22 protein-coding genes and 4 pseudogenes are annotated in these 22,030 nt (G+C 43.4%); 17 read left to right on the top strand and 9 right to left on the bottom strand.

The window, feature by feature from the left end; all coding sequences use genetic code 11:
- Nucleotides 1–125: 125 nt before the first annotated feature.
- Together ACYTXL_RS30695 and ACYTXL_RS30690 are read right to left on the bottom strand one after the other, a co-directional pair.
- Nucleotides 126–275, bottom strand: a complete 150-nt coding sequence (locus tag ACYTXL_RS30695) for a hypothetical protein (protein WP_461927918.1) — start codon at nucleotides 273–275, stop codon at nucleotides 126–128.
- 30 nt (nucleotides 276–305) lie between these two features.
- Complete coding sequence (locus ACYTXL_RS30690) at nucleotides 306–1,661, bottom strand: sensor histidine kinase (RefSeq protein WP_461927917.1); 1,356 nt, start codon at nucleotides 1,659–1,661, stop codon at nucleotides 306–308.
- A gap of 284 nt (nucleotides 1,662–1,945) precedes the next feature.
- On the opposite strand from ACYTXL_RS30690, the gene ACYTXL_RS30685 reads away from it, so the two are divergent.
- Nucleotides 1,946–2,263 (top strand): DUF3155 domain-containing protein, encoded by a 318-nt coding sequence (locus ACYTXL_RS30685; protein ID WP_292803289.1) that lies wholly within the window; start codon nucleotides 1,946–1,948, stop codon nucleotides 2,261–2,263.
- A gap of 450 nt (nucleotides 2,264–2,713) precedes the next feature.
- On the opposite strand, the gene ACYTXL_RS30680 is transcribed toward ACYTXL_RS30685, so the two are convergent.
- Nucleotides 2,714–3,244 (bottom strand): cofactor assembly of complex C subunit B, encoded by a 531-nt coding sequence (locus tag ACYTXL_RS30680; RefSeq protein WP_461927916.1) that lies wholly within the window; start codon nucleotides 3,242–3,244, stop codon nucleotides 2,714–2,716.
- A 281-nt stretch (nucleotides 3,245–3,525) separates the two neighbouring features.
- A complete protein-coding gene (locus ACYTXL_RS30675; protein WP_461927915.1) occupies nucleotides 3,526–3,870 on the bottom strand; it encodes a PadR family transcriptional regulator in 345 nt (114 codons plus the stop codon).
- Nucleotides 3,871–4,490: 620 nt separating this feature from the next.
- Between ACYTXL_RS30675 and ACYTXL_RS30670 the strand changes: the two genes are divergently transcribed.
- The 6 genes and pseudogenes from ACYTXL_RS30670 (at nucleotide 4,491) to rpsN (ending at nucleotide 9,398) form a co-directional block, all read left to right on the top strand.
- Entirely contained in the window at nucleotides 4,491–5,069 is a 579-nt protein-coding gene (locus tag ACYTXL_RS30670) for a DUF3611 family protein (RefSeq protein WP_461927914.1), read from the top strand.
- 288 nt (nucleotides 5,070–5,357) lie between these two features.
- Nucleotides 5,358–6,617 (top strand): annotated as a pseudogene (gene serS / locus ACYTXL_RS30665) (serine--tRNA ligase); the annotation flags it as partial.
- A gap of 343 nt (nucleotides 6,618–6,960) precedes the next feature.
- On the top strand, nucleotides 6,961–7,158 hold the full coding sequence (locus ACYTXL_RS30660; protein WP_461927913.1) for a hypothetical protein: 198 nt from the start codon (nucleotides 6,961–6,963) through the stop codon (nucleotides 7,156–7,158).
- 42 nt (nucleotides 7,159–7,200) lie between these two features.
- Entirely contained in the window at nucleotides 7,201–8,301 is a 1,101-nt protein-coding gene (rseP, locus tag ACYTXL_RS30655) for an RIP metalloprotease RseP (protein WP_461927912.1), read from the top strand.
- 46 nt (nucleotides 8,302–8,347) lie between these two features.
- On the top strand, nucleotides 8,348–9,019 hold the full coding sequence (gene nth, locus ACYTXL_RS30650) for an endonuclease III (RefSeq protein WP_461927911.1): 672 nt from the start codon (nucleotides 8,348–8,350) through the stop codon (nucleotides 9,017–9,019).
- Nucleotides 9,020–9,095: 76 nt separating this feature from the next.
- A complete protein-coding gene (gene rpsN, locus ACYTXL_RS30645; RefSeq protein WP_334867077.1) occupies nucleotides 9,096–9,398 on the top strand; it encodes a 30S ribosomal protein S14 in 303 nt (100 codons plus the stop codon).
- Between the two features lie 76 nt (nucleotides 9,399–9,474).
- Here rpsN and ACYTXL_RS30640 read toward each other — a convergent pair whose 3' ends face one another.
- Nucleotides 9,475–9,804, bottom strand: a complete 330-nt coding sequence (locus ACYTXL_RS30640) for a hypothetical protein (protein WP_461927910.1) — start codon at nucleotides 9,802–9,804, stop codon at nucleotides 9,475–9,477.
- Between the two features lie 103 nt (nucleotides 9,805–9,907).
- Here ACYTXL_RS30640 and aat point away from each other — a divergent pair, with 103 nt between their 5' ends.
- Nucleotides 9,908–10,483, top strand: a complete 576-nt coding sequence (gene aat / locus ACYTXL_RS30635) for a leucyl/phenylalanyl-tRNA--protein transferase (protein ID WP_461927909.1) — start codon at nucleotides 9,908–9,910, stop codon at nucleotides 10,481–10,483.
- Nucleotides 10,484–10,684: 201 nt separating this feature from the next.
- Nucleotides 10,685–10,810 (top strand): annotated as a pseudogene (locus tag ACYTXL_RS30630) (IS701 family transposase); the annotation flags it as partial.
- Nucleotides 10,811–10,849: 39 nt separating this feature from the next.
- Here ACYTXL_RS30630 and acnB read toward each other — a convergent pair.
- Complete coding sequence (gene acnB / locus ACYTXL_RS30625; protein ID WP_461927938.1) at nucleotides 10,850–13,480, bottom strand: bifunctional aconitate hydratase 2/2-methylisocitrate dehydratase; 2,631 nt, start codon at nucleotides 13,478–13,480, stop codon at nucleotides 10,850–10,852.
- A 409-nt stretch (nucleotides 13,481–13,889) separates the two neighbouring features.
- Nucleotides 13,890–14,288, bottom strand: a pseudogene (locus tag ACYTXL_RS30620) (DUF4351 domain-containing protein); the annotation flags it as partial.
- A gap of 527 nt (nucleotides 14,289–14,815) precedes the next feature.
- On the opposite strand from ACYTXL_RS30620, the gene ACYTXL_RS30615 reads away from it, so the two are divergent.
- The 3 genes from ACYTXL_RS30615 (at nucleotide 14,816) to ACYTXL_RS30605 (ending at nucleotide 15,833) form a co-directional block, all read left to right on the top strand.
- Entirely contained in the window at nucleotides 14,816–15,109 is a 294-nt protein-coding gene (locus ACYTXL_RS30615; protein ID WP_461927937.1) for a helix-turn-helix domain-containing transcriptional regulator, read from the top strand.
- Between the two features lie 89 nt (nucleotides 15,110–15,198).
- Nucleotides 15,199–15,492: a DUF433 domain-containing protein gene (locus tag ACYTXL_RS30610; RefSeq protein ID WP_461927908.1), complete on the top strand. Its 294-nt coding sequence runs from the start codon at nucleotides 15,199–15,201 to the stop codon at nucleotides 15,490–15,492.
- On the top strand, nucleotides 15,489–15,833 hold the full coding sequence (locus ACYTXL_RS30605) for a DUF5615 family PIN-like protein (protein ID WP_461927907.1): 345 nt from the start codon (nucleotides 15,489–15,491) through the stop codon (nucleotides 15,831–15,833). Before ACYTXL_RS30610 ends, ACYTXL_RS30605 begins: the two co-directional genes overlap by 4 nt.
- Nucleotides 15,834–15,865: 32 nt before the next feature.
- Here the strand turns inward: ACYTXL_RS30605 and ACYTXL_RS30600 are convergent.
- Nucleotides 15,866–16,045, bottom strand: a pseudogene (locus ACYTXL_RS30600) (hypothetical protein); the annotation flags it as partial.
- Between the two features lie 274 nt (nucleotides 16,046–16,319).
- Here ACYTXL_RS30600 and ACYTXL_RS30595 point away from each other — a divergent pair.
- The 4 genes from ACYTXL_RS30595 to ACYTXL_RS30580 all read left to right on the top strand — a co-directional run bounded on the left by ACYTXL_RS30595 (nucleotide 16,320) and on the right by ACYTXL_RS30580 (nucleotide 19,481).
- Nucleotides 16,320–16,637, top strand: a complete 318-nt coding sequence (locus tag ACYTXL_RS30595) for a 2Fe-2S iron-sulfur cluster-binding protein (protein WP_461927906.1) — start codon at nucleotides 16,320–16,322, stop codon at nucleotides 16,635–16,637.
- 255 nt (nucleotides 16,638–16,892) lie between these two features.
- On the top strand, nucleotides 16,893–17,072 hold the full coding sequence (locus ACYTXL_RS30590; RefSeq protein ID WP_461927905.1) for a hypothetical protein: 180 nt from the start codon (nucleotides 16,893–16,895) through the stop codon (nucleotides 17,070–17,072).
- Nucleotides 17,073–17,506: 434 nt separating this feature from the next.
- Complete coding sequence (locus tag ACYTXL_RS30585; RefSeq protein ID WP_461927904.1) at nucleotides 17,507–18,592, top strand: DUF3326 domain-containing protein; 1,086 nt, start codon at nucleotides 17,507–17,509, stop codon at nucleotides 18,590–18,592.
- Between the two features lie 292 nt (nucleotides 18,593–18,884).
- Nucleotides 18,885–19,481 carry a CPBP family intramembrane glutamic endopeptidase gene (locus ACYTXL_RS30580; protein ID WP_461927903.1) on the top strand — a complete coding sequence of 199 codons (597 nt, stop codon included), beginning with the start codon at nucleotides 18,885–18,887 and terminating at the stop codon, nucleotides 19,479–19,481.
- A gap of 130 nt (nucleotides 19,482–19,611) precedes the next feature.
- Here ACYTXL_RS30580 and purN read toward each other — a convergent pair whose 3' ends face one another.
- Nucleotides 19,612–20,271, bottom strand: a complete 660-nt coding sequence (gene purN / locus ACYTXL_RS30575; RefSeq protein ID WP_461927902.1) for a phosphoribosylglycinamide formyltransferase — start codon at nucleotides 20,269–20,271, stop codon at nucleotides 19,612–19,614.
- 283 nt (nucleotides 20,272–20,554) lie between these two features.
- Here purN and ACYTXL_RS30570 point away from each other — a divergent pair.
- The coding region (locus ACYTXL_RS30570) for a caspase family protein (RefSeq protein ID WP_461927901.1) at nucleotides 20,555–22,030 on the top strand (1,476 nt) is incomplete at its 3' end.

Below are 22,030 nucleotides of genomic sequence, written 5' to 3'. Positions count from 1 at the left end.
TGATGTTTATTCTAGGAAAGAAAGCCTGAGTGTAAAACTCCCTACACACAAACTTCTGAGAGCCACTGCTGCTTACCTTCTGGCGCGGGAGTGGCTTCACTCGGTATCCATATTAATGAGAATACTTAACCCGGATTTCTCACGAGTGAGAAAAAACGACTTGGATTAGCAAAATTTGAAATGATTAGACTACTTCTATTGCTTGTACTGAGCGTTCGCGTAGCGTCTCGTAGAGAAGCCGTTGGCGCAGCCTCTTGTAGAGAAGTATTGGGCATTGGTATTTACAAATGACAAATGACAAATGACTAATTTTGAACTTCCGGCAACCAAATAATAAACGTAGTCCCCGGCGCATTGGGTGAAGTTAGCTGAGAGTTGATTGCAGGGCTGAAAACCTCGATTTCGCCCTGCATTTGCTCTATTAATTGTTTGGCGATCGCTAACCCCAAACCTGTACCTGGGATATCTGTTTGCGCTTGTACACCCCGATAATGTCGTTCTCCAAGATGCTCGAAATCTTGGGGTGGAATGCCAGGACCGTTGTCACTGATGACAATTCCCTGAAAATTAGCTTTTTCTTCCCCCGCCTGAATTAAAATTTTACCCCCAGTGGGAGTGTATTTCAAGGCATTATCGATGATGTTATTTAATACCTCTCGTAATGCTTTGACGTTGGCACGTACTAGGGGGGAATTCTGTTGAATTTCAGTTATTAGTTTTAGCTTTCGCTCTTGGGCGATCGCTTGGGCTGATATCAATAATGGTTCTAATATATTTGCTAGCGAGCAGTCAACTGCTTTATCTCCCGTTCCTGGCAATAATAACGGCGGTTTAGCAGATTTTTGGATAGTTGCTTCTACAAAAACTTCATTTTCCCCCAGATGTAGTGGTGCTAAATCTGCCTCTGTCAAGTCAATTACTTGATCAAATTGTTGCAGCAGTTCTTCGAGGCGATCGCTTTCCCGCACAATACTATTTGCCACATTCCGGTTCGCGTCCGCTGGTTGCAGTCGTTTCAATAGCAGTTTGCCAAAAGTCCGCAATGCCGTTAATGGGTTACGAAACTGATGCAACAGGTTATCTAGCAAATCGCGCTGTTTTTCTTGGAGAATTTGTTGCTCACGCAATTGCTGCTCAAACCATGCCCGTCGCTGATCTAAAATACAAGCGATCGCTAACGTTTGGGCTATCTGTTGAATCTGACTTTCCTCGTGTTCATTCCATACGCGGTCTTCCCTACCTGTCACCAGTAACCCCATCATCACACCCTCATAGACCAGAGGTAAAACAATTTGGTTGCCACTAAATAAGTATTCCTCTTTTAGATGGGGCCCAGAGGCATCTGGTATCTCCGACTCCCGTGACGAAGTTGGAGATTCTGACCTTGGTGTTAATAACCTTCTCTGAGTATGGGGTAATACAAACACATTTCCAACTTGAAGTTGCTTGTGTACGGTCGCTTCCGCAGTCTCCTCCCCCGGCGGTAATAATGCTGTTTCCGGGTAAATCACCACAGGAATCAGTTTGGCCTCACCTGAAGGAGTCTCTACCAATTCTTGTGTTAGGTACACAATACTTAAAGTTGCTCCCAGCCCTTGGGTTAGCAGCGCTATTTGCTCTCGACACAGAGCAAGAAAATCGGAACTGGCAGACATTAACATTTTTTAGCTCTTGCTCAAGATTACAGATTTTGAGGCATGATTAAGAGAGGATACTTAGTTTTTACCTCACTCATTTCATAAAGCTTAACTAAAATCTTCTTCGTGATGGTTTCTACCTGGGGATTATATCCTTATGTGATTTTATTTTCTCTATCTTCAAAGATATTAATTTTCTTATATGAAAAGGTTAAAAACTATTGATATTTTGAACTAGAACCTATATAATGACGACAAATTTTGTAGCTATTACTACAATCTCTAGCTTGAAAGAGGAGGACAAGATATTGGCAAGGAGACGCAAAAGGAAGAGTCGTCGTCGTCAGGAAGGACGGCGGATTCTGGAACATGTGCCTCAATATAGCATCGAAAGTGGCGAAGAAAAACCTGTGACAGCAGCGAGAAGATTCATTCAAGCTGAAGGTATCTTGCCACCTGCGTTGCTACTGGTAAAACGAAATGAACACACCACAGATCGTTATTTCTGGGCAGAAAAGGGACTGTTTGGTGCTCAATACGTAGAGGAAAACCATTTCTTGTTTCCTAGCTTGAGGGTGTTAGAACCTTCACCAGGTCAAGAACCTCTTACTTTAGCTACTCGGTGAACCATAGATGGTCATCTTTGGCATTGAATGATGGCTTCTGACTATCATTAACTGGCAAAATTGCTAAGTTTATGCAAAATTTAATTTTTTTTTAGTTTCTAGCTGATTTGCCAGTCAAGCTAGTCCAGGTAGTTAGAAAGTCAACTTGTCTCAAACCACGCTAAATAGCATGGGTTGATGCTATTTTGATGATGCAAAAAGGAGTGAGTATAGAGCCAAGCGTGTTTAAAAGCGCTAGTGAAGTTGCGCTCTTATGCCGTGGATTGTTAAGCAAGCTCTGTCAACAAATTTAAGTTAATGAATTTAAATTTTTCCCCACGACATAAGTTGTGGGGAAAATTGACAAAGCAGCAGCCTTGATTTCCTCCTTCCTACTTTGCATTGCCTAAAGAGTAGGTCAGGTCAGAAGTCTGCATATCATAGTCAAGAGATGGTTACAAAAATCAACAATTATTCACCAGCCTTTAGCTGTAGAGTCCTCTGTAACTCACTGACTTCATCTCGATGGCCAACTACAGTGATCTTACTTGAGGAGGTTTGGTCGCTCTGAGTTGTTTCTACTTTCAGCGACACCTTCTCAAGTCTTCCAGATTTTTGCCAATAAAATAGACCGCTTAAAGGCGACAGCAGTACCATAGCCAGAACAAGGGTACTGAGGCTAGGAAAAAGCAGGGACACGACTAATGATAGACAAACAATACCAGTAGCTGCTAGTAGAGTTAGAAATATAGCTAAGAACCAGCTGGGGCGAACATTACCTTCAAAAGTCACCTGGTTTTGTTTTCGGTCTACCCCTGCCACTCGGTAAGACCGCGATCGAAAATACTCTTTTAATTGAGACATTAAAGCAGCTTCGTCTCGCTCAGATACCAGTTGTGCTGTTTCTGTGCGGTCTTTAGTCGAGGCACGAATAAAGAAAAACAGTCCAACCGATAACAACAAGGTTAGCAGGAACGTAGATGGCAGAATAGCAGTATCCATAACTAATTGTTAGTGTTTGATTGGAGGAGACTTATTCATTATCAATTATTCGTTATACCAATTTGAACAATGATTGTGACAAATGCAGCGCCAGTGGGATGATCAGCGACTCTTGCACAATCCAAAATCCTTCGACTGACTTGTACTGAGCGACGTCGTTGGCGCAGCCTCTCGTAGAGAAGTAGCGCTCACGCCGTACTCCTTCTCTACGAGACGCTCTGCGAACGGAGAAGCAAGCTATGCGTAGCGTTCTGCAAGAAAGTCTAAAATCTCAAATGGTATTACTTTCTCGCATTAATGTAGTTTTGCCAAAGAAAAACTAAATCCTGCGCTTGAACTTGCCATTCGGGAGAAACTTGGTACATTCGCCTGGGGCGTCCCCGTCCTTCGAGTTTCTTCCAATATCCACTGATTGCCCTTTCGTCTTCCAGAAATTTGATTGCACTATAAAGTACGGTATCCGAAAGCCTATAGGTGGGATATTCAGTTTCTAATTGCTCAATCAACTCGGTTCCGTAGGATTCATTTTGTAACAAAACAGACAGTATGTAACAAACTGCAACTTCCTGACAAAGGTAAGTTGGCGGAGGATTCTCAAAGAATTGATATATATCCTCAAGTTTCATAGTTAGTGAATGGCTAAAAAAATGCCTTAGGGTAAGCTAGACAATCTTTGTAGTCAGTATACAGTGCTACTGCTAAGTCAGTAATATAGATAAAGCTACTTAGACTAAATTTCCCAAGCGTAAACACCAAATAATTACCCACGCCTGTGAAGTTGTGGGACGAGTTTGCAAGTTGTAGGGGCACAAAATAGTGTACCTCTACTCAAGCTCGATACGGTGTGGTGAGAAGCGAACAGACAGTGGCGAAGTCACTACCTTGGTGTTAAGTGATGTCGTTCTGGTTAGAACTGCTTAAGCAATAAAATGCCATCGAAGAAATTTTACAGGTAAAATCGAATTTTGTCTGTAAAACTTAATAAACACTTTGTTTTACAGTAATTTTCCGAATGCAGATTCTAAAAGTTTAAGGTAAGGGATATGTCTGGGTTAAAGCTGCTACGCCTGTGGACACATCTAAGCAGTAATCATTTCTGATTTTTTCGACTTGAGAATCTCTTGTCCGATTTGGCAAGTGTGATAGTAAATTTATCAAAGAAGACGCTGGGACGAGGGGAAACAACTCTCCGTGTCTCCGTGTCCTCGCGTCCCTTAATCAAGCGCCCAGCACATTGGTTCACAGTATGTCAAAAACTCCCGATGCCCGACCATCTTCCTCAACTCTTAGGGCGATTGCCCAAACTTTTCGCCTTACAGGTTGGATTAGCTTCTGGATTCAGCTAGTACTAGGCGTTGTTTCTAGCATAATTGTGCTGCTGTTCGCCGTCTTTAATCAAAGAACTGGCAGTCCTAGTAATAATCCTGGGACTGGTTTTGGCGTATTTTTAGCAATTTGTGGACTGGTCATTTTGGGTGGGGGGATTTATTTAGCTTACCGTTACACTAGAATTGGCAAGCAACTGGAATCCTCGAATCCCAGCAATCGCCCTCGGAAAAGCGAGAGTGTGCAAGTATTACGCTTAGGGCTGTGGGTGAATTTAGGAGGAACGCTGGTGACTCTTTTGGGGGCGCAAGCGATCGTTGGGACACTGGTAGCAAGATCCATATCTCCCCAAGCTATAACGACCCAATTGTTTGACCCAACCCGGATTATTAGCGGTCTAGATATGCTTGTGGTACAGGCAAACACCAACACTGTTTCAGCCCACTTTGCCGGGCTTGTGGCGTCACTTTGGCTACTCAATCGCATTAACCGAGCTTAACGTTACCCTGCGGGAGGAAAGCTACGTCCCTCAAACGCCACTTGCTTTAAGTCCGCAGAGCCGCCCAACGCAGTGGCTCCCCAACCAACCCCGAATTATTTATACCCATTATCTGCTTTCCTAGCCCTGGCAGTGATGCTAGGGTAAGATTCTGATCACAGGTTAAGACTGATTTTTCTAAAAAACTTTGTTTTTCCAGTCACAGCAAACCAAAATTACTATATGCTGGATGCTTGTGTAGTAACTGTATTAACAAGAAGATAGTAGGCTAAAAACTGAGAAAAATCTGTGCTGGATATCAAGCAAATACGGGAAAATCCGCAATTAGTTCAACAACGCTTGGACAGTCGTAGTGGTAAATACGACATCGAACCGATATTACAGTTAGATCGGCAACAACGGGAACTTGAGGGGAGGCGTAGTCAACTCCAAGCTCGTAGCAACGAAATCGGTAAAATTGTCGGGCAAAAGATTAAATCTGGGATAAATCCTCAAGACTCGGAAATTCAAGCTTTGCGGGATGAAGGTAATTCTCTCAAAGCGACGTTAAGCCAACTGGAACCGCAGGAAAAAGACCTGAAAGCTGAAATTGCCCAACTTGTGTTGGCACTTCCCAATTTACCAAGCGACTCTACACCCCTTGGTAAGAATGAGGAAGATAATGTAGAAGTGCGGCGTTGGGGTGATGAGTATATTCCCCAAAATCAGAATATCCTCCCTCACTGGGAAATTGGCGAAAAGCTAGGTATTTTGAATGTTGAGCGAGCTGTAAAAGTTGCCCAAAGTCGCTTTGTGGCATTGATAGGCGCTGGTGCAGCACTGGAGAGGGCATTAATTCAATTTATGCTGGCTCTCCATACTCAAGCTGGGTATGTGGAAATTAGTCCGCCGTTGTTAGTTAATACCGAGTCTTTGACGGCGACCGGTCAGTTACCCAAGTTTGCTGAAGAAAGCTTTAAATGCGCTGATGATGACTTGTGGCTGATTCCTACGGCGGAAGTTCCAGTTACAAATCTCTACCGGGGTGAAATTCTCGCTGCAGAAGATTTGCCTATTTACCACTGTGCTTTTACTCCCTGTTTTCGCCGCGAAGCTGGTAGCTATGGGCGCGATATGCGGGGATTAATTCGCCTGCATCAATTTAACAAGGTGGAAATGGTGAAGTTTGTCGAACCCAGTACGTCTTTTGATGAACTGGAAAAATTGGTGGGGAATGCAGAAGCAATTTTACAGGCGTTGCAGTTGCCTTACCGAGTCGTAAATTTAAGTAGTGGAGATTTGGGATTTGCTTCTACCAAAACTTATGATTTAGAGGTTTGGTTGCCCTCTTCTGGCAAATACCGCGAAATTTCTAGCTGTTCTAATACTATAGATTTCCAGGCGCGACGGGCTGATATTCGCTTCAAAGAGGCGGGGAAGAAAGGTACCCAGTTTGTACATACTCTAAATGGTTCGGGTTTGGCGGTGGGACGGACAATGGCAGCAATTTTGGAGAATTATCAACAACCTGATGGGACGGTGAGGATACCAGAAGCGCTGCAACCTTATTTTGAACAGGGAGAAACGTTAGGTTTTTCATCGCTGCAAAATTTACAAAGAGTTCAAAAGTCACCAGTTGTACCGCAAATTTCGCAACCAGTCTTACCAGAACGTATTTTAAAGCCAACGATACAATTCCAATACCGTTATATTGTTGATTTGCTGTTTTGGCTCCCAATCGCCTCTTATGTTGTGTGGGTAATACTATCATTGTTGTTTTAGCAGAAAAACCAATCTGACCAAAACTTACATTTGGAGTATGTGGACAAAATGGTGCGTTACGCTGTCGCTAACGCACTCTACTGGCCTGGCAAGCTAATAGTGCATTAGATAGATATAGGTAGTAGGTAGGTTGGGTGGAGCGGAGCGCAACCCAACACATACATATCAGGATGTTGGGTTACGCAAAGCCTCCACCCAACCTACAATTTTTTTGCAACAATTTAGCCTTGTCACGCCACTACTAGCTTTAGATGTTAGAACCAGATACGAAAAATCGAACTATGCCCAATGCCCCATGCCCAATGCCCAATGCCCCATGCCCAATTAGAATGGAGATAACTATAGCTTAATATCTTCACTAATTTACTCTATGTCAGTTTTAGCAGCGATCGCAGTCTTGGCTGTTTTGATTTTGGTACACGAGTTGGGACATTTTGTTGCAGCCCGTTCTCAAGGCATTCTGGTTAACCGTTTTTCTTTGGGTTTTGGCCCAGTTCTTTTTAAGTACCAAGGTTCACAAACCGAATATGCTGTCCGCGCTTTTCCCTTGGGCGGCTTCGTGGGCTTTCCCGATGATGACCCCGATAGCGATATTCCACCCAATGACCCGAATCTGCTACGTAACCGTCCAATTTTAGACCGGGCGATCGTCATCAGTGCCGGAGTGCTCGCAAATTTAATATTTGCTTACTTGGTGTTGGCTCTGCAATTGGGTATTGTCGGCATTCCCAAGGAATTAAACTATCAAGCTGGTGTCGTTGTACAGCCTGTTAATCAAGAATCTGTCGCCTACCAAGCCGGAATTCGGGAAGGAGATATTATTCTGGCTGTGAACGGTCAGGAACTCCCGGCTTCTGATAAGTCAACTCCTTTGCTGACAAAAGAGATTCAAACTCATCCTAATCAGCAAATCGAAGTGAAAATTCAGCGTGAAAACCAACAAAAAACCCTGAAATTAACACCAAAGCTGGGAGCCGATGGCAAAGGTGTAGTTGGTGTGGCACTCAGTCCAAATGCGATAGCAGTTTATCGCCGTCCTAATAGTCCTTTGGAAATTTTCGGCATTGCTGCTAATAGGTTTCAACAATTATTTGTTGGGACACTCGCTGGTTTTGGGCAGTTGATTACCAATTTTCAACAAACTGTTGGACAAGTTTCTGGGCCAGTTAATATTGTCAAAATCGGGGCAAAATTAGCTGCTGATAATATCGTAAACCTGTTGTCTTTTGCCGCAATTATCAGCATTAACTTGGCGATTATCAACATTTTGCCTTTACCGGCTTTGGATGGCGGACAACTCGCTTTTCTGCTGATTGAAGGTTTGCGCGGTAAGCCTGTGCCTGCCCGTATTCAAGAAGGTGTAATGCAAACCGGTTTGGTGTTACTCTTAGGGTTAGGAATTTTTCTGATAGTCAAAGAAACCACCCAATTAACTAGCCAATTGGAATGGGTGCAAAGATTGTTTCAGTGAAGATAGGGAGTGGGAGAGACGCGATTAATCGCGTCTGTACTAAGGAATGGGGAGTCGGGAAAAGAAAGTTTTACCTTTAAAGAAGCGATCGCTAGAAATTTTAGCTCGTCTGAAGCGTCTTTATCCAGATGCTACTTGCTCTTTGAATTACTCAACACCAGTACAATTGTTGGTGGCAACTATTCTCTCGGCTCAGTGTACTGATGAGCGGGTAAATAAGGTGACACCAGAATTATTTGGTAGGTTTCCTGATGCTGCGAGTTTAGCGATCGCTGACTTGGTAGAATTAGAAAACTTGGTACATTCAACTGGGTTTTATCGCAACAAAGCCAAGAACATTCAAGCCGCCTGTAGGATGATTGTCACTGAGTTTAACTCTGTTGTCCCCAACGAAATGGAACAGTTGTTAAAACTTCCAGGTGTGGCGCGGAAAACAGCAAATGTAGTCCTGGCTCATGCTTATGGCATTCATGTGGGAGTGACGGTAGATACTCACGTCAAGCGCCTGTGCCTACGTTTGGGTTTAACTGAAGCAAAAGACCCCGTTCGGATTGAGCAAGATTTAATGGGTTTATTGCCGCAGCCTGATTGGGAAAATTGGTCAATTCGGCTGATTTATCACGGTCGTGCTATTTGTAGAGCCCGCTCTCCGGTGTGTATCGCTTGTGAGCTTGCTGATTTATGCCCGGCGGCGAATCAGCCAGTGGTTGTAGGGTAAGCGACACGAGTAACCCTAGAATTGGTGGGGAGGCTGTAGAATAGAGAATGCTGTCTTTAAATAAGTTAAAAAATGTATGGCAAAAAAGAGCTTGATTGAGCGCGAGAAAAAGCGCACCAGATTGATAGAAAAGTATGCTGACAAGCGGGAAGCTCTCTTAGAAGAGTTCAGAAGTGCACCATCTCCTCTGGATAAGCTGGAAATCCACCGGAAGATTCAACAGCTACCCCGGAATAGTGCGCCCACCCGCCACCGCAACCGTTGCTGGTTGACTGGTCGTTCTAGAGGTGTTTACCGCGATTTTGGACTGTCTCGGAACGTGCTACGAGAATGGGCGCATGAAGGTCTTTTGCCTGGAGTTGTTAAGTCTAGTTGGTAAACAAGAGTCATTAGTCATTAGTCATTAGTCATTGGTAAAGAACAAATGACAAAGGACAAATGACAAATGACAAAAATTATTGACCACAACACTGATCAATTCCCAGACTTTCTAAGAGTAGATCGCTGACGGCGTTGGCGATCGCAAACTCTCCATAGAAGCTATTGGAAAAATCATACGACTGCATCTCTGTGACAATCGCAATTACCAGACAGCCAAGGTCGTTTTCTCCTTCCATGCGTTGACGCACAAAAATCTGTGCGGCTCGTTGGGCAATATTTTGATTGACTGCTTCGGGGATAAATTCGGTATCTAGCCAATGTTGTAAACGTTCTCGTAACCATTCACCTTCGAGTTGCGGATTTTCAGGGGGTGGTAGGGTGATGGGTGGAATTGGTTGAGTCATTTTTTTTTAAACGCAGAGGGACACCGAGGGAAGCGTAGAGGAACGCAGAGAATGATTGATAGCATCAAATTGCGTTTCTCTAGTTGTTTTTTTATATTTATTTATGCAATATAATATCGCCGCTATTGTTGAGGGCTATGCACAAGGCTATTTTCTCATGGCTGATGAGCGCGATCGCCTGAGTTGGTACGGAAGTCGCGATCGGACTTTCATTCCTTTGGATGAACGGTTTCACTACCCCAGGTCTTTGCAGCGTGTTATCAATCAAGAGCGGTTTACTGTGGCGATTAATCGGGACTTTCAAGCTGTGGTGGCTGGGTGTGCTAACAGAGAGACAACCTGGATTTCACCGGAATTACGAGAGATTTATTCGCTACTTTATCAGAAGGGTTATGCCTATAGTTTTGAAACTTGGCAGGGTGACGAATTAGCTGGGGGAATTTTAGGGATTGTCATTGGTGGCGCTTTTATTGGCGAGTCAATGTTTTACCGCATCCCTGAAGGCTCGAAGGTGGCGATGGTAAAGTTGGTGGAAAGATTGCGCCAGAGGGAATTTGTGTTTTTTGATGGCCAAATGATGAATCCCCATTTGGAAAGATTTGGTGCTTATCGGGTTGGGGACAAAGAATATCAAGTTTTACTCAAGCAAGCGTTGCAACGTCGCTGTAACTTAGTATAAAGGGTGCTATAATTTCGTTAAATTCAGGACTTACGCAACTAGCACAGGGCGATCGCACTCATTGTCATACACATGTATTGTTTCGCAGAAGATATCTTTCATTAGCTCCTACTCTATTATTAACAGTAAGAAATTGTGTAAATTCAGGATATTAATTTTATGAGACAATAAGTCATGTGTGCATGAAAAAATCAGTTAGCAATGAGATTTACTAAACTTAATTATTGTCAATATTTACTTAGCAGTCAAATTAACTATACAATGACTAATCTAGCAGAGGACTTAGAAAATGTTAGTCATGATAAAATTAATTATTATTTAAAAAAACGCTAAATATTAGGTGGGCATAACACCCACCTAATTAAACTATACTAACAAAGCTTGCTCCTCCTTAGAAATCATGCGCCCTTCATCCTCAAAACCGAGGATTTGATCAAAGTTCAAATACTGATACAAATCTTCTGCAAAAGGATGAATTCTACTCGCCACAATATCCAAATATTCCTGAACTGTGGGAAGCCGTCCCAGCAGCGCACAAACTGCGGCTAATTCTGCTGAACCAAGATACACTCGCGCATCTTTACCCATGCGATTATTGAAGTTGCGGGTAGAGGTAGAAAACACTGTTGTGCCATCAGCAACTCGCGCCTGATTACCCATGCACAAACTACATCCTGGTATTTCTGTTCTAGCACCCGCAGCCCCAAAAATACTGTATACACCTTCTTCTTTAAGTTGGTGTTCATCCATCCGGGTTGGTGGTGAAATCCACAGGCGAGTTTTCACTTCACCCGCGCCTTCCAAAACTTTCGCTGTTGCCCGATAATGACCGATATTTGTCATACAAGAACCGACGAATACTTCTTGCACTGGATCATTAGCAACTTGCGATAATAATTTAACATTATCTGGGTCGTTGGGAGCAGCAACAATTGGTTCTTTGATTTCGTTCAAATCAATTTCAATTATTTCGGCATACTCTGCATCAGCATCGCCTTCTAATAACACGGGATTTGCTAACCATTCTTCCATCTTTCCCACACGGCGCAACATGGTACGCGGATCATGATAGCCTCGTGCTATCATATTTTTCAGCAGCGCGACGTTAGAACGCAGATATTCGGAAATTGTCTCTACACTCAGCTTAATTGTGCATCCAGCACAAGAACGTTCCGCGCTAGCATCGGTGAGTTCAAAGGCTTGTTCCACTTTTAAATCTGGTAAACCTTCTATTTCCAGAATTCGCCCGGAGAAGACATTTTTCTTGTTCTGCTTCTCTGCTGTCAGCAAACCTTTTTGAATTGCCACGTAGGGAATGGCATTCACGACATCCCGCAGCGTAATACCTGGTTGCAATTCACCTTTAAATCTTACTAATACTGACTCTGGCATATCTAAAGGCATGACACCCAAAGCGGCTGCAAATGCCACTAATCCCGAACCAGCGGGGAAGGAAATACCTAAGGGGAAGCGGGTGTGAGAGTCGCCGCCAGTTCCCACGGTGTCGGGTAACAGCATCCGGTTTAACCAAGAGTGGATGATACCATCACCGGGACGGAGGGCGACACCGCCACGAGAAGCAAAGAAGTCGGGGAGATCGTGATGGGTTTTGATGTCAACTGGTTTGGGATAAGCTGCTGTGTGGCAGAAACTTTGTATCACTAAGTCTGCACTGAAACCAAGACAGGCGAGTTCTTTCAATTCGTCGCGGGTCATGGGGCCTGTGGTATCCTGGGAACCAACGGTTGTGATGATGGGTTCGCAGGATGTGTTGGGACGCACACCAGGTAATCCGCAAGCTTTACCTACCATTTTCTGTGCCAGGGTGTAGCCTTTGCCTGTATCAAAGGCTTGCTGGGGACGGGTAAAAACTGTGCTGGGTTCTAAACCTAGTGCAAGACGAGTTTTGTCGGTGAGGGTACGTCCGATAAGTAGGGAGATGCGTCCACCGGCGCGAACTTCATCGAAGATGGTGTCAGGTTTGAGGGCAAAGGTGGAAATGACTTCGCCTGCTTCGTTTGTGATTTCGCCTTTGTAGGGATGGATGGTAATTACCATACCAGTTTCGAGTTTGCTGACATCGCACTGGATAGGCAAAGCACCGGCATCTTCTGCTGTGTTAAAGAAGATAGGCGCGATCGCACCACCTAAAACATAACCCCCAGCGCGTTTGTTTGGCACAAAAGGTATATTATTTCCTGTATGCCACAATACTGAGTTTATGGCAGATTTACGCGAGGAACCTGTACCAACTACATCCCCCACGTAAGCTACAGGATGCCCTTTTTTCTTCAGTTCGGCAATGGTTGCCAAGCTTTCCGGTTGCCGTGACTCTAACATCACTAAGGCGTGTAAGGGAATATCTGGGCGAGTTGTGGCGCTTTGGGCGGGGGATAAATCGTCGGTATTGGTTTCGCCAGGAACTTTAAAAACGGTGACAGTAATCGCTTCTCTTACTGTGGGACGAAGGGTAAACCATTCAGCTTCCGCCCAAGAGTCAATCACCCGCTTGGCGAAAGGATTGGTTTTAGACAACTCTAAAACATCGTGGAAAGCGTCGTATACCAAGAGGATTTTGCTTAAGGCGTTGGCGGCGTAGGCGGCGATAGGTTCCTTTCCTTGTCCGCCCATTACTAGAGGTGTTTCCGATGAGTCTGAGAGGGATACCGTAGGCCATTGCAGCAAATCGATTAAAGATTGTACGTTGTAACCGCCTATCATCGTCCCTAACAATTGCACCGCTTCTATGCGCGAAACCAAGGGACTGATGATTTCCTTTTTAGCAATGGCAGTGAGAAATCCAGCTTTGACATAAGCTGCTGGATCAACACCAGGAGAAACGCGATCGCTCAATAGATGTAATAATATCTCTTCTTGACCCTTTGGCGGATGTTTCAGTAATTCACATAATTCTGAGGTTTGCTTCGCATCCAATGGTAAAGGGGGAATACCGAGTGCTGCTCTTTGGGCAACGTGTTTACGATATGATTCCAGCATTTTTATGTTCTCCATTGGGATTTTCTCCCTTTAATTATGAAATATTTTTAGGCAATACTTGGCTATAAAAGTTTAACTTACTTTTATTACTGAAAGCCTTACTGGTAATCGGTTATTAGCAAGTTTTTTTTATACTGAAAGTTTGAAAAGTATGAGGCGAATAGAATTCGCTATTACACAAACTTGTGTTGAGCGGAGTCGAAATACAAAGTCCACCGACCTGGACTAAGAGGAAATCAAGGATTCTTAACCCACCTTTGCCCTTAGCGTTCCGCAGGAAAGGTGGGTTTTGTATTTCGACTCCGGCTCCATCGAGCGACTTGTACTGAGCGTAGTCGAAGTAAGTCGAGATGCTCAACACAAGTCTGTATAGCCGCGACTTCTAGTCGCTAGGTCTAGTAATAATGAATTATATTGATTGTTGGTTTAACCAAGTTTCTAAATCAGCAACGCTAGAAAAGTCTAGCAATGCTTCTCCTAAATTCTCTAATTGTTCAATTGATAAAACTTGAACTTGCTCAATTAATGATGCGTCAGTATCACCAATACGGCGATTGAGTAGACGTACTATTAAGTCTTGCCTTCCTTCTTGCCTTCCCTCTTCTTTGGCTTGTTCTCTGTCTCTTTGATAAAGTGGTTCTAATCGCATAATTAACTCCCTATCATCTGCTTCTAATTCTTGGTTTACTCTCAAGTTTTCGCGCAAGTTGTAAACTAATTCGAGAGTTGCTTTCTGGTATGGATAATCTAATGGTAACGCTTGCAACTCGATAATCGCTTGTGACTGCACATTTCCCCTTCCTATTAAGGCTTAATGTTGTAACCTTAAGTAGGAAGGCACAATTAAATATAAGATAAAACCTCACCCTCAATCCCTCTCCGTGAGTTCGGAGAGGGAAGCCGGAGGCAGAGTAAGGTTTTATATTTAATTTGACCCACTTACTTAAGAGTCAATATTGTAACATTAATGACCAAAGTTTGTTGGTGAGTGCAATCATCGCTACATAGTGTATATTGTTGATTTACAGCGATCGCAGAGTTGGAAAAGATTGCAATATAGAAGTTGCAAAAAAATTGTAAGTTGGGTGGAGGCTTTGCGTAACCCAACATCCTGATATATGTTGGCGATCGCAGGGTTTGAAAAGATTGCAATATGGAAGTTTCACCAAAGGAGATCAGAAGTTATTTAAGCGTTAATGGTGTAAATCCTTTCTCTGAGTGGTTTGACTCTTTGCGCGATATTAGAGCAAAAGCTAAAATTAGAGCTAGGCTTGACCGAGTAAAAGCATATTCCTAAAGCAAAAGAAGATTGGAAAGACTACAAGAGTAGAGATGATGCCTAAAAATACAAGTTATCATGAAAAACTGATTAAAGACTTAAAAAATCCACTAGAAGCAGCTGCTTACATTGAAGTTGTTTTAGAAGAAGGCGATCCGAAAATGTTGAGCAAGGCGCTGAAAAATGTCATAGAAGCGCATGATGGAATTGATCGGCTTTCTGCACAAGTCAAGGAACTCTACAATAAACTTGATCAGGTGTTATCAGATAAAGGCGAAATTGAGTTTTATAGTCTAAATTCTTTGTTGGATACTTTAGGGTTACATTTGGCAGTAATAGTAAAGCCATAATTCAAGTTTTTTTATTATTGAATAATAGCGATCGCATTCAATCCAGTCTGTGATACATTAACAGAGATACTGCCAAAAATATCAATAGTATGACAACTACTACAAACTCTCGCTATGTTAACCGACAGCCTGATATTTTATCAGGTGAACCGATTATTAAGGGAACTAGAACCCCTGTGAGAGCAATTGTTGAAAATTGGCGTTTAGGTATTAGACCAGAAGAAATCCCGCTACACTTACCTCATTTAACCTTAGCGCAAGTCTTTGATGCTTTGAGTTTTTACTTAGATAATCAAGCAGAAATTAATGAATATATCGAGCGGAATCATGTCTCTGATGAATTAGTCCATCCAGCTATTAAAGCTAGATTAAATCAAAAATGACGATTTTTGCTCAAGTTTATATTGATGAAGACGTGGATGTTCTTGTAGCTACTTTACTCTTAGCAAGAGGTTTTGATGCAACGACAGTACGAGAACAGCAAATGTTAGGAGAAGCAGATCAAACACAACTAGCTTTTGCTGTATCCATTGGGCATTGTATTTTAACCCATAACCGACTTGATTTTGAGGAATTACACACAAACTATCTAGTTAATAGTCAACCTCATGCAGGTATTTTGATTGCTAAACGCAGAAGTTCTTATGAAATTGCCGAAAGGGTTGCTATTCTTATTGATACTTTAACCGCAGACGAAATTGCTAATCAATTATTGTATATTTAGTGCAATAATGCTATAGGTTTTCATGTCTCGTACTCAGGCCTGGCGGCTTTGAGAACTTCGCGGGTTGTACCAAATAAACTATAAAGAGAGTTCATCGCTTCTCGTACCAAACCCTGGTCAACTTCCAATGGTTGTACAGCAATGCGCGTCACCAATTCCACATAAAGCGACCAAGCCGCCTTCTTTTGTGTGGTGTCAACTTTCCAAGCCATCGAACCAATGCCAAAAGGCAGACTTACAGATACAGTCTCTAAAGAAACGCGATGCCTACGGCGGGCTACGCCTACGCGCATATTTATAGTAAGCAAATTTAACTAATTTAGTTGTGCATTGTATAGTAAACAATGTTACTAATTTATAACTTATTCAGAATTAGTTGCTATAGTTACCGCTCTTTAACCTAAAATTTTATAGTAACATCTGGATATTTTTAACTAATTCAGATAAACTAATAAGTTTGTCCGTTGCATCACGCTTGTTTTGTATATGCCCAAAATTTACACCGTAGAAATTGATCACCAAGGCAAAACTCATACCTTGCAAGTTCCTGAAGATGAAACGATCTTATCAGTTGCCGATGCTGCTGGTTTGGAACTGCCGAGTTCTTGTAATGCAGGTGTTTGCACAACTTGCGCCGGTCAAATAAGCGAGGGAACTGTGGATCAAACTGATGGTATGGGCGTTAGTCCTGATTTGCAAAAGCAAGGTTACGTATTGCTTTGTATTGCTAAACCCCTTTCTGATTTGAAAATTAAGACAGAAAAGGAAGACATAGTTTATCAGCTACAATTTGGTAAAGACTAATAATCAGCGAACAGTTATAGCGGTTATCGGTTGAGTGAGCTACAAGAACCCCACCCCCAACCCCCTCCCCGCAAGCGAGGAGGGGACTATGATGTATCTAATATGATTAGGAAACGCTATATCAGTATATCGGATGATTATTCATAACTGAATAACTGTTCGGTGAAAAGTTCCAAACCTGATAAATAATATTAGTATTTCCTAGCAACTGATATCAGTTATTCTAGAAACTACAAGTCAACAGGATTTACAGAGATGACGACTCATTTTATTACCGCAGAAATTGATTTACAAGAAACTCCCGCAGAATTACTAAAAGCAATTGAAACAGAGTTGAACAAACAAGGGGAACCCCTTCGTTGGGCAATTACTTCTGTGGACGTTGACCAACAAAAAGCTACAGTTGAAGCTGTGGTAACTACAGCTAAGAGTTAGGAGTCGGGAGTTGGGAGTTGGGAGTTAAGGCGATGTGCGACTTATTGTCACCCCGCTTCTAAACCTCTCCCCCACAGGGCTACCGTGTACACACAAGTCTCTTTTGACGCAATTTACGGTTTATCGAATAGCCCAAAGAAACCTCACCCTGGTTCTGCTACGCAAAACCTGTCCCTCTCCTTAGTAAGGAGAGGGAGGGGAGGGATGGCTGTCAGGACTCTTTGAGGTTTTTGTTTTGGGTAATTCGATGACTTGTGTCTACACCGTAGGCCACGGGGAGAGAGGTTTTGATTTTACTCCCGTTCCCTTGTAGGGAAGGGGTTGGGGGTTAGGTTCGAGAGAAATAAAGTTGCACACAGGATGAGTTAGTATTTGATGGCTTCTGATTTATAACTCATAACTCCTAACTCCTAACTCCTAACTCAGCACTTAATATGCGTCCATACACTGCTATTTTAATTGTACCAACTGGCGTTGGGGCTGCCATTGGGGGTTATGCAGGTGATGCTTTACCTGTTGCCAAAGTTATAGCACAGGTTTGCGATCGCCTAATTACTCACCCCAATGTCCTTAATGGCGCTTCTTTATATTGGAATCTCCCAAATGCTTTCTATGTTGAAGGTTACGGGCTTGACAAATTCGCCTCTGGATGCTGGGGTTTACGTCCAGTTCGCACGAATAAAGTAGGTTTGCTTTTAGATCAGGCGATTGAGCCAGAGTTGCGACTACGACATATACAAGCCGCAGATGCAGTCAGAGCAACGCTGGGATTGACTCTAACAGATTATATAATTACAGATGCACCATTAAATGTAGAATTGCGGACTACAGCATCGGGAGCTAGTTGGGGAACAATTGGTAATCCCGATAGTTTGTTAAGGGCAGCTGAGATATTAATTAAAAAAGCGGGGGCTGAAGCGATCGCAGTTGTTGCCCGTTTCCCAGATGATATAGATGAAGAAGCAATACAAAAATATCGCCACGGTGAAGGCGTTGATCCTTTAGCGGGTGCTGAAGCCGTAATTAGTCATTTGCTAGTGCGAAACTTTCAAATTCCTTGCGCCCATTCTCCTGCCCTTTTGAGCGAACCTCCACAACCTGATTTATCTCCGCGTTCCGCCGCCGAAGAATTGGGCTATACCTTTTTGCCGTGCGTCCTTGTCGGATTAAGTTATGCTCCACAATTTATAGTAGAGAAAAGACTGATTGCATCAGAGCAACAAGATATTTGGGCAGATCAAGTAGATGCTGCGATCGCACCTGCAACTGCTTGTGGTAGCAGCGCCTTACTAAGTTTAAGCCAAAGACGATGCCAAATAATTACAGTAGAAGAAAATAAAACTCTGATAAAAGTTCCTCCCCAACCGTTAGGGATGAAAGCTATACAGGTAAACTCATATTTAGAAGCAGTGGGTGTATTAGTAGCACACAAAGCAGGCATTAATCCCGGAGCTCTGGGTTCCAAATTATTACCTTTGCAGTCAGTAGTTAGAAGTTTGGAGTTTGGAGAGACGCGATGAATCGCGTCTGTACAAGAGTTTGGAGAGATGCGATTAATCGCGTCTGTACAGGAGTTTGGATTTTGGAGTTAGGAGGCAGGAGTTAAAAGTTAGAATTCATATTATAGTGCTTTTGTGTTGAGTCCAATACAGACCTAACAAGAACAGCCCCTTCCCTACTAGCGTTGGGGAGTAGAGTAAGATTCAAAGCCTCAGAGTCTATTGCATACAAACTAGTACCGCTATAATTCCCTGAATTACAGCTAAACATCATTCTCCCCCACTCCCCACTCCCCACTCCCCTTAAAAACCCGTGGTTGAACAATACAAGCAAGAGCCAGAAATTCCATCAATGACGCGCATCCAAGTACTTGGGGCGATGGGAGTAACTGCAATCATTTTGTTGATAGTCGCCAAAGTGTCATTGCACTTTGGCAACTTTTCCCTATTTTCTTGGAACTTGAACCAAAGAGAGTTGCTGTTGGGTATAGGGTTGGGATTTGTCATCACTACCTTAAGTGGTTTAACTTATCGCCTTTGGACTGGCTATCGAAAAAGTGCAGATTATTACCTAGAAGTGGTAGTGAAACCTTTAGCTTTACCAGATTTAATTTGGCTAGGGTTGCTACCGGGGTTGAGTGAAGAATTATTATTTAGAGGTGTGATGCTGCCAGCTTTAGGCTCTGATTATACAGCTGTAATTGTATCCAGTCTTTGCTTTGGCATCTTGCATTTTAGCGGTTCCCAACAATGGCCTTATGTGATTTGGGCAACAATTGTCGGCATGATATTCGCATATAGTGCCCTGATCACGGGCAACTTATTAGTGCCGATTGTCGCTCACATTATTACCAATTGGATTTCTAGCTATTTCTGGAAAATGTCCCAATTGTCGGCAATTAAAAAATAAATTGTCTGGTTAAGAGTCTCTGACTCTTAATGCCTATAGGAGGGCTGCCGCCTCCCTGACTCGCGGCAGAGCCGTAATGAGGTGCATTTCCAACCACAGGCTAGAAACGAGGTTTTAAAAGAGTTTTGGTTTAAGTAGCAAGTTGGGGTACTTCACAACGACAAGCTGCTAGAGCGATCGCTAGTGGTAAAATTCGATGTTCCTGAATTTGAATCCGGGCGTGGAGTGTTTCTGCTGTATCATCCGGCAGTACTGGTACTGCGGCTTGGATCAATATTGGGCCACTGTCCATTTCTAAACAAGCGATATGGGCTGTACAACCAGTGATTTTTACCCCAGATGCCAAGGCTTGTTCTACAGCATGGATTCCTTTGAAACTAGGTAACAAACTAGGATGGATATTAATAATCGTCTCAGGAAAGGCATCAATTAAAACTGATGTTACCAGTCGCATCCAGCCTGCCATAATCACCCAATCTACATCGTAGTGCCGCAATGTCTGCACAATTTTCTCATCAAACTCTTCTCGGCTTTTATAGTTGCGGTGATTCAATAAAACAGATTCTACGCCCCTATTGGCTGCTTTGACGGCTGCTTTCGCCGAGGGGTTATTATAAATTAAAACTTTAATTTGGGCATTTAGCTGTCCATCTTGGATAGCTTGGGCAACTACATCAAAATTGCTGCCATTCCCAGAAGCCATAATTCCCAATTTTAAAGGGGCGACTTGTCGGCAATTGCTAATGCTGGGAGAAACCAAGCTAAGGGTAGAATCAGGGCAAAGAGTCATAACAGCTAAGAGGGAAAATTATCGATGCGAAAAATATATAGTAAGTCGTGGTTGGATAATGATATACTAACTTCCTGGATTTTTCTCACATAAATAGGTAAAGTTTCATCCTTCCATTTTGCGATGTCTACGATGGGCTACGCTTACCCCTGATTAAGTTTTGCTGTAAAAATTTAAACAAAACTCATCCAATTGATATACGTGATATTCTAAAACTTGGTATAAAGGGGACAAGATAGAGATTAAAGCCGCATTGGATTTGATTGCAGCATAGGTGAGTTAAATGGCAAAGGTCGCATTGCTGATTGGGGTCAGCGAGTATGAGCCAGGGCTGAATCCGTTGCCCAGTGCAGTTAGAGATGTGGAAGCAGTGTGTGAGGTGCTGCTGCATCCAGAGATGGGCGAGTTTGCTGCCTCAGATATTCTCCTGCTAAAAAATCCTGAACGACAAGCTGTGGAAATGGCGATCGAAATGCTGTTCTCCGGTCGGCACAAGGATGATTTGCTGCTACTGTACTTTTCGGGACACGGCATTAAAGACGATCGCGGTAGGCTGTATCTGGCGACTCGCAACACCAGTAAAACGCCGCAGGGTGAATTGATTCGCTCAACGTCGGTGTCTGCCAATTTTATCCAGGATCGCATGAGCGAAAGCCGCTCCCGGCGGCAGGTGGTAATCCTGGATAGCTGCTTTAGTGGCGCCTTTGCTGAGGGGATGTATGCCAAAGATGACGGCACAGTTGACATCCGGCAGCAGTTAGGCAGTGAAGGACGAGCCGTATTAACTTCTTCTAGTTCGACTCAATATTCCTTTGAGGAGGAAGGGGAAGATTTATCGATTTACACTCGTTTTTTGCTTGAAGGTATCAAGTCGGGAGAAGCCGATCGCGATCAGGATGAGTTTATCTCCGTCGATGAACTCCATGAATATGCCAGTCAGAAGGTGCGAGAACTTCAACCTGCGATGAAGCCGGAAATCTATGCAATTCGAGAAGGCTTTAAAATCCGACTGACAAAGGTGGCTCCGGGTGATCCCAGACAGCAATACCGTAAAGAGGTAGCGCGATTTATTCATCGAGGTGAAATTTCCCTTGTTGGTCGTCGCACATTGGATTATCAGAGGACTCGCTTAGGATTGGAGACAACTGAGGCGAAGGCGATCGAAGATCAGGTGTTGGAACCGTACCGCAACCAGTTCCGCGAAAAACTCCAGCAGTATCAGCAGGTGTTTACCGAGTTACTGGAACGAGACGAGACGATTACCGATAGCGATCGCCACGATCTGCAAAATCTCCAGCAAATTTTGGGACTGCGGAATGAGGACACGATGCCGATTGAGGCACTACTGACTGCACGGTTTAAGACACATCAGCAAAACTTGCAAACATATCAGCAAGCGTTTACAACAGCACTGCGACAGGAGTTTCCCTTGAGTGCAGCAAGCCGCGATCGCTTACGGCAAACCCAGCAGCAATTAGAGCTTGTGAATGCAGATATTGCCGCGATAGAATCTCAGATTACGGCTGAGGTAGAGGCATATCACCAAAAACTCCAGGACTACCAACGGCTGTTTTTGACTGCGACGCAGCAGGAATATCCCCTGAGTGAGGCAACCCGGAATGATTTACGCCAACAGCAGCAGCGCTTGGGACTGACGGATGTAGATGTTGCACCAATGGAAGCGCAAATCACAACACAGATTGAAAGCTATCATCAAAAACTCCAGCAGTACGAACAGGCGTTTGTGAAGGCGACGCAG

The sequence above is a fragment of the Nostoc sp. genome (assembly GCF_054880495.1).
The sequence above is the reverse complement of the archived record's forward strand: the minus strand, read 5'-3'. Positions and strand labels throughout refer to the sequence as shown.